The organism is Streptomyces sp. NRRL B-24572 (assembly GCF_002156145.1).
In the GTDB taxonomy this organism is placed as follows: Bacteria; Actinomycetota; Actinomycetes; order Streptomycetales; family Streptomycetaceae; genus Streptomyces; species Streptomyces vietnamensis.
In genome coordinates this window covers 19,880-27,531 of record NZ_MWIG01000313.1, presented here as the reverse complement: position 1 = coordinate 27,531, position 7,652 = coordinate 19,880, and the positions used below count along the sequence as shown (strand labels likewise).

General features: G+C 72.2%; 5 protein-coding genes. 4 read left to right on the top strand and 1 reads right to left on the bottom strand.

The genetic code is table 11. The annotated features are described in order from the left end of the window. Positions 1 to 109: 109 nt before the first annotated feature. Together CCN56_RS19870 and CCN56_RS19865 are read left to right on the top strand one after the other, a co-directional pair. Positions 110 to 727, top strand: a complete 618-nt coding sequence (locus CCN56_RS19870) for a nucleotide exchange factor GrpE (RefSeq protein WP_086828642.1) — start codon at positions 110 to 112, stop codon at positions 725 to 727. Positions 728 to 781: 54 nt separating this feature from the next. After that, positions 782 to 3,286: an Hsp70 family protein gene (locus CCN56_RS19865; protein ID WP_086828640.1), complete on the top strand. Its 2,505-nt coding sequence runs from the start codon at positions 782 to 784 to the stop codon at positions 3,284 to 3,286. 31 nt (positions 3,287 to 3,317) lie between these two features. Here CCN56_RS19865 and CCN56_RS19860 read toward each other — a convergent pair whose 3' ends face one another. After that, positions 3,318 to 4,355 (bottom strand): EcsC family protein, encoded by a 1,038-nt coding sequence (locus CCN56_RS19860; RefSeq protein WP_086828638.1) that lies wholly within the window; start codon positions 4,353 to 4,355, stop codon positions 3,318 to 3,320. Between the two features lie 211 nt (positions 4,356 to 4,566). Here CCN56_RS19860 and CCN56_RS19855 point away from each other — a divergent pair, with 211 nt between their 5' ends. After that, positions 4,567 to 6,384, top strand: a complete 1,818-nt coding sequence (locus CCN56_RS19855) for an AAA family ATPase (protein ID WP_086828636.1) — start codon at positions 4,567 to 4,569, stop codon at positions 6,382 to 6,384. Next, a complete protein-coding gene (locus CCN56_RS19850; protein ID WP_086828634.1) occupies positions 6,381 to 7,634 on the top strand; it encodes an McrC family protein in 1,254 nt (417 codons plus the stop codon). Before CCN56_RS19855 ends, CCN56_RS19850 begins: the two co-directional genes overlap by 4 nt. Positions 7,635 to 7,652: the final 18 nt, after the last annotated feature.

The following is a 7,652-nucleotide window of genomic DNA, read 5'->3' as shown; positions in this document are numbered from 1 at the left end:
AGGAGCTCGTCCGCCGGGCCGACCAGGCCACCCGGAGTCCCGTCGGCGCCCTCGTCGCCGAGATGCTCACCCCGCCCCTGCCCCGCCTCCACGACAGCGAGGAACGTCCGTGATCGATCCCGCCCGGTCCGCCGCCGGCCCGCCGTCCGAACTCGACAAACTGCGGCGCCGGGTCGAGGCCCTGTCCCGCAAGCGCGACGAGGCCGAGGCCCGGCTCGATGCTCTGCTGAGCTCACTGCTGCCGCTGGACGACGTGCTCGGCGACACCCGTCGCCGGGTCGGCGCCCTGCACGAGGCACGGTCCGCCCGCGAGGCGACCTCGGTCGCCGTCGCCCTGAGCGAGCAGATCGACGCGGCGCACCTGATGCTGCGCCGGACGTTCGCCGGGCAGGACGTCAGCCCGATGGACACGGTGGGCAGGGCCGTCGATCCCCTGGAGATGCGCGTCGTCGGAACGGAACCCCATCCCACCTGGCCCGGCGGCACGGTACTGCGGGAGAGGCTCACCGGTTTCCGTCGGGGAGCCGCCACCCTGCGGCCCGCGGAAGTGGTCGTCGCGGTGACGGGCCCCGCACCGGAGCCCGAGACCGAACCCGTCGTCGACAGCGGGCCGGATCCGGTGCCGGCCGGTGGCGGGCGCGCACAGCCACGGCGCACCACCCGTTCCCAGTGGCAGCTGCCCCGCAAGCGCCCCGGCCGGCGGGGACGGCGCTCCCGCCGCTCCTGACCCTGCGCCTCCGACGCCTCCTACGCTCCATGACGACCAGGAAAGCGACCTTTCATGCACCGCACTCTCGGCATCGACCTCGGCACCACCAACTCGGTCACGGCCTGGCTGCAGGACGGCGTCCCCGTCGTCCTGCCCAACCGGCACGGCGGTGAGACCACCCCCTCGGCCCTCGGGGTCGGCTCCGACGGCGCCCTGTTGGTCGGGCAGGAGGCCCTGAGCTGGCAGGAGTCCGCGCCCGGTTCCGTGATCACGGAGGCCAAGCGGCTGATCGGGCGGCGCTGGGACGACGAGCTCGTCCAGCAGGCGCTGAAGGCGCGGCCCGACGACGCGCCGCCCGTCCGGAAGAGCGCCGACGGTTCGGTGGAGATCCGGCTCGGCGCGCACTACCTCTCCCCGGTACAGGTGGCCGCCATCCTGCTGCGCCGGCTCAAGCAGGACGCCGAGAACGCCGCCGGAGTGCCGTTCCGGCGTGCGGTGATCACGGTGCCGGCGTACTTCGCGGAGCCGCAGTTCCACGCGGTGCGCGAGGCCGGGCGGCTTGCCGGATTCCATGTGGCGCGGATCGTGCAGGAGCCGACCGCCGCCGCGCACGCCTTCGGCATCGGACCGAGCGGGAACGGCGCCGAGGACTACGCCACCGTGCTCGTCTTCGACCTGGGCGGCGGCACCTTCGACGTCTCGCTCCTGACGATCGGTCCCGGCTACTTCTCGGTGGGCGAGCTGGGCGGGGACAACCTCCTCGGCGGTTCCGACTTCGACGCGCTGCTCGACGAGCACCTGCGCGCGCGGCTCGACGGGCGTGACCACAGCGGGGAGGGAGACGCCTTCCGGATCCGGGACGCCGCCGCGCGCGCCAAGGTCGAACTGTCCTCGCAGGACGTCTCCGAGGTGATCCTGGCCCCGCTCGGCCGCGAGGGCGGAGCCTGGTCCGGGGAGGTACGGCGCGCGGACTTCGAGGAGCTCCTGGCCGAGTACCGGAGCCGGATGCGGGGCACCGTCGAGTCGGTGCTGAAGCGGGGCGACGCGCTGCCCGAGGACATCCAGCGCGTCCTCCTCGTCGGCGGCTCCACCCGCATCCCGGCCGTCCGGCGCGATCTGGAGGAACTCTTCGGCGAGGAGAAGGTGTCGGACGCGGTGCACCCCATGACGGCCGTCGCGCACGGCGCCGCCGTGGAGGCCGGCCTGCTCAGCACGCTCGACTGCCCGGCCGACACCTGCACGATCGAGGGGATTCCCGTCACCGCCGACGCCTGCCCCGGCTGCGCGACGCCGCTCCTCGGCCCGGCCACCGTGGACTGCCCGGCCTGCCACGTCCCCGCGCCCGAGCTCAGCGGCGCCTGTTCGGTGTGCGACACGGACCTGTCCGGGCTGCGCGCGGCCGCTCCGACGGCCACCCGTCGGGAGTGTCCGAACTGCGGCCGGGCCGACAACCCCGTCTCCGCGGCCGTCTGCCTCGACTGCGACGCGCCGCTGGACGCGGGCGGTCTGAAGTGTCCCGGCTGCGGGATGGTCAACGCCGCCGGTCTCAGCGCCTGCTCGTTCTGCGGTGGCGACTTCGGTACCGCCCCCGCCGAACAGGTCACGGCGCAGGACATCGGACTCGAGCTGGAGGACGGCTCCTTGGAGGTCCTCTTCCCCGGGGGCACCGCCTACCCGACCGAGTGGCGCCGTGTGGACGACCTCGTGGTCCGCGACGCCCGCAGCGGATCGGTGCGGTTCCAGGTCTGGGAGGGGCAGCACCACCGCTCCGCCCATCGCAACGAGTTCTGCGGCAGTGCCGTCCACGAGCAGAAGGACGGGCTCCGGGGAGACGTACCGCTCGATCTTCAGGTGCGACTGGACGCCGACCGCACGATCGCCCTGAGGTACCGCCTCGGCTCCGACGACTGGCACGGCAGGGAGCTCCGCCGCAGCGGGGTGCCCGCCGCCGTCGGCCGGAAGGCGAACGAACTCCACGAGCGGTACGCGGACTTCCTGGCCCTCTGGGACCGTGAGCTCACGCACGCCGAACGGGACGCCCTCACCGAGGTCATGGCGGACCTGGCGGCACTCGGCAAGGGCGAGACCGTGGGCCGCTCCCTGGACGGGCTGCTCGACTCCGCCCGCGAGACCCTGGAGCTGTGCACCCGGGCGCGCACCGCCTTCGCCCAGGCGACGATCGCCGCCGGCAGCGGGCACGGGCTGCTTCCAGCAGCGCTCCTGGAGGACCTGCGGAAGGCCGGGGAGTCGGTCATGGACGCGCGCAGGGCGATGGACACCGACGCGCTGCGGGAGAGCACGAAGCGGGCGGAGGAGCTCTGGAAGGGGATCGACCCGGCGGTCCGCACCTCGGTCGTCACCATCCGCCTCGCCGAGCAGGACTCCTATCCGACGACCCTCCGCAACGAGGTCCTGGCCGCCCGCGACGCCCTGCGGAGCGCCGTGGCGCGCGGCGACCAGAACGCCCAGAACGCCGAACTCGTACGCCTCGCACGCCTTTCCGACCAGGGCCGGGACCAATTCGCGGAGGCGAGCACCCCGTTCCCCGCGGGCAGCGTCCTGCCGTCCAGGCGGTGAGCGTCCGCGTCGTGGACCCCGTGCCCGTCGCCTACGTGGCGTCGGCCTCGGGGTCGCCGTCCCCGTCGGTCGCCAGTGCGGCCGGCAGCGGCAGCCCGTACTTCTCGCACAGGAACCGTGTCTGGCAGTACCGCTGGGCGTCGGCGGCCACTCTGCCGAGGACCGCGGCGTTCGCGCCGGCACCGACGAGGATCCCCACGAGCGGCACGACCTTGGCGACGTTCTTGACCGGCACCCTGGCACCGGCCGGGCCCAGCTGCTGCATCAACTTCTCCAGGGCGGCCACGAGACGGTGGTCCTGGCGGAGCTTCTGCGACCAGTTCACGCGCCCCTTGACCGCCTCCGCGGCCCGTGCGGCGTCACGCAACGGCTTGGCTTTGGCCGCCTGCGCCATGAAGGACCGCTGCACCAGGCGTTGGATGAAGTCCTGCTCCCTGGGGTCTTTGGCGTCGAAGCCGTAGGAGTACGCGATGCGCGCCGCGATCGACGTGCTCAGGACCTGGACGACGAGGATGTCCGCCGTCATCGCGACGGGGATACCGGCGACGGGGACCATGGCCAACAGGCCCATGGCGCCGCCTTCTACCGCGCCGACGGCCCGCCACGTCATGGTGTTGCGGGTCAGCAGCCGGTCGCAGACCTTGAGGTCCTGCTCCCGCAGCTCGGTGAAACTGCCGATGTCGATCCCTCGCTTGCGGGCGAGCTTCTCGACGTTCTTCGGGTCGTTGAGCTCCAGGGTCGATTCGTTGACCATTTCGAGCAACGCCGCCGCGCTGGCGAGCGCCGGTCGCAGGGCCGCGTCGGCGACCGCGCCGCCCGCGCGGCGCATCGGTTCCGCGACGGCCTCCGGCACGGCGTCCTTGACCCGTCTGGCGGCGTTTCCCGCGGCCGCACCGGTGCGGCCGCGGGTGGCGCTCGCCCAGTTCGGCAGTTCGCGGCGGCTCTTGCGGCGCTGCCAGCGCTCGTTGAGCACGCCCCACACCTGCTCCTCGTACGCGCTCATCGAGGTCGTCCCGGTGTCGCCCTCGGGCAACTCCACCTCGATCAGACGCTGTTCAGCCTCAGTCATCGACCCCTCATCTGTAGCGCCCCACCCCAGAGACCAAGCGTCGGTCCACCCCCGAGGAGTCGCCCTGACGCACCCTCACCATAGGTTCGGCGCGTTTACATCGTCAACACACTGTCATGATTTGTTTACCGACGACTTGAGTCCATTGACAGCGTCAACAGGTAGGCTGTTCGGTGTTCGCGCAGGCCTCGCGTCTCCCGGAAGGTCACCCATGCCGCAGCCCGACCGCCTCCCCGGCGCGCCCGACTTCCGCATCAAGCTTCCCAAGGGTGGCGGAGAAGCGCACGGGCATCTGCTCACCGAGTTCGGCGGGAACGGCACGCACCGGTTCCTGCTGCACGAAGGGTCGTTGGTGGCGGCGGAGGCATGGCCCGGGCTCGGCGACCACACCCGCCGGCTCCGTGCGGATCTACGGGCGAGCGCCGCGCTCGCCGACGCCCCGCCCGAACCCGACCGGCTTGAGGCGACGCCACGGTGGGTGGCGACCCGGGACATCCTGTGCAACTCCTCCTCGGCCGCCGCCGCGCTGGTGTACGGCTACGACGCCTCCGGCCCGGAGTCCTGGCGCACGGTCGAGGGCCACCCGCTCGGCGACTACCTGTCCACCGGCTGGCGCGCTCCGCGCAAGGCGTGGCTGGTGCGCGGCTCCAACGTCTCGGGGCACAACCTCGTGCGGCAACTGTGGCTGAAGGAGGGATACGTCACCCTCGCCGGTGCCCATCTGCCGCCACTGGAGGAGAGCGACCCGACCAAGAGCGCGCTGCGGCGCCTCGTCGAAGAGGGGTACGAGGGTGCGGCCTCGTACAACCAGAAGCGGGGCCTCGTCGAGGAGCTGCACGGATTCCTGACGCAGATGCGCGTCGGCGACACGGTGGCGACCATAAGCGACGGCCGGCTCCACCTCGGGCGGATCACCGGGGAGGCCGCGCAGACCATCGCCCCCGGCGGCCTGCACAACCTGCGGCGGACCGTCGCATGGCAGCCCGACAGCCACCCGTACGAGGAACTTCCGGAAGAGATACAGCAGAAGCTCTCCGTGCAGCACGACGTCGTCGACCTGACCGGCGTCCTGGAAGCGCTGGACGGACTCACCGCACCCTCCGACCGGGCAGCGCCCGGCGCCCCCGCTCATGAGCCCGCCACCGAGCGCCCGGCGCCGCGCGAGCTGTCCCTGCCGGACGTCACCGACGACCTCGCGGCGGACCTCCTCGTCCATGCCCCCTCCTGGCTGGAGGAGGTCCGCGAGCTCCTCATCGACGAGCGGCAGTTGATCTTCTACGGCCCACCGGGCACCGGGAAGACCTACCTGGCGATGAAGTTGGCCGAGTACTTCGGCGGCGGTCCCGAGCAGGTCAAGATCGTGCAGTTCCACCCCTCGTACGCCTACGAGGACTTCTTCGAGGGCTTCCGGCCCGTGGAGGACGCCGAGACACGGGAGGTGGCCTTCCGACTGACCGCGGGGCCGCTCCGGGAACTCGCCGATCTCGCCTCCCGCGAGGGAAACCGGCACGTCCCGCACTTTCTGATCATCGACGAGATCAACCGCGCCAATCTCGCCAAGGTCTTCGGCGAGCTGTACTTCCTCCTGGAGTACCGGACGAGGTCCGTCCGTCTCACCTACTCCGGAGACGACTTCGCGCTGCCCCCGAACCTCTTCGTGATCGGCACGATGAACACCGCCGACCGGTCGATCGCCCTGGTGGACGCGGCGATGCGGCGCCGTTTCGCGTTCTTCGAGCTGTCCCCCCGTACCGAGCCGACCGCCGGGCTGCTCGGGCGCTGGCTGGAGCGTGAGGGCAAGGACCCGGAGCCTGCCGACCTGCTCGACGCGCTCAACGCGCGCATCGACGACCCCGACTTCGCGATCGGCCCCTCGTACCTGATGAAGCCGGGCGTGTACCGCGACGGCGGTCTCGACCGCACATGGCGCACGAAGATCCTCCCTCTGCTCGAAGAGCACCACTACGGCGAGGGGCTCGACATCGCCGCCCGCTACGGCCTCGACTCGCTGCGGCAGCAGCGCCCATGACCGTGCTCGACGTGACCCTGCGCGAGCACGGGCCCGCGCTCTCCGTCCCCCTGGACGCCGAGGCCGGGCGCGCCCTCGCCGCGTCCGGCATCCTGCAGAGCGCGGCGCCGGATTCCGGCCGGGAGGGGCACTGGCTGCTGCGGGCGGGCAGCCGGGTCGGCGCGGTGCGCACCCCGGGCGGTGCTGTCGTGCGGATCAGGCCCAAGACACCCGTGAGCCGACTGTTCTTCCTCCTCGGCTTCAGCCTCGACCCGGCACGGGCCTGGCGCGACAGCAAGGAGGGCACCGTCGACACCGGGGCGTACGACGACGTCGTCCCCGCGCTCGCGCACGCCGTGGAGCGGCAGATCGACGCCGCTCTGCGCCGAGGGGTCCTCCAGGGCTATCGCGAGGTGGAGGAGACCGCGCTGGTCGTACGCGGGCGGCTGCGCGAGGCCGAGCAGATCCGCCGGCACTTCGGCCGGACGCCGCCGGTGGAGATCGGGTACGACGCGTACACGGCCGACACCGACGAGAACCGCATCCTGCGCGGTGCCGTCGAGCGGCTGCTACGGCTGCCGGGAGTCCCCGCTCCGGTCCGCCGGCGCCTCGCCCACCAGCGCGCACGTCTCGCCGACGCCCAGCCGCTGATACGGGGGCAGGAACTGCCGCGCTGGCAGCCGTCGCGCCTCAACTCCCGCTACCAGCCCGCCCTGCGACTCGCCGAGGCCGTACTGCGGGGCACCTCTCCGGAGCACAGGCCGAGCGAGGCCGAACCCCTCGCCGTGGACGGCTTCCTCATCGACATGAACAAGCTCTTCGAGGACTTCGTCACCGTCGGGCTGCGCGAGGCCCTGCGTGAACACGGCCTGACCGCCCGCCTCCAGGACCCCCACCACCTCGACACGGCAGGTCTGGTGGGCATGCGCCCCGACCTCGTCGTACGCACCGGGGACGGCCGCACTCCGGTCGCCGTCGTCGACGCCAAGTACAAGGTCGAGAAGGCCGACGGGCTCCTCAACGCCGACCTGTACCAGGCCCTCGCCTACGCCACCGTGCTGGGCCTGCCCGAATCCCACCTCGTGTACGCGGCGGGGCGGCGACCGGAGCGCTGCCACGAAGTACGCGGAACGGGCGCCGGGCAGGACGGACGAGGCGTGCGGCTGTACCAGCACGCCCTCGATCTCTCCCGCGAACCGGAAGATCTCCTGTCGGGGCTCCGCGAGCTCGCCGGAAGACTGGCCGCGACCGCAGCGGGTCCTCGATCATGAATCAGCGTCACACGGAGA

Coding starts and splice junctions, on each gene's coding strand:
- CCN56_RS19865 (WP_086828640.1), top strand. CDS start 782: ATGCACCGCACTCTCGGCATCGACCTCGGCACCACCAACTCGGTCACG.
- CCN56_RS19860 (WP_086828638.1), bottom strand. CDS start 4,355: ATGACTGAGGCTGAACAGCGTCTGATCGAGGTGGAGTTGCCCGAGGGC.
- CCN56_RS19855 (WP_086828636.1), top strand. CDS start 4,567: ATGCCGCAGCCCGACCGCCTCCCCGGCGCGCCCGACTTCCGCATCAAG.
- CCN56_RS19850 (WP_086828634.1), top strand. CDS start 6,381: ATGACCGTGCTCGACGTGACCCTGCGCGAGCACGGGCCCGCGCTCTCC.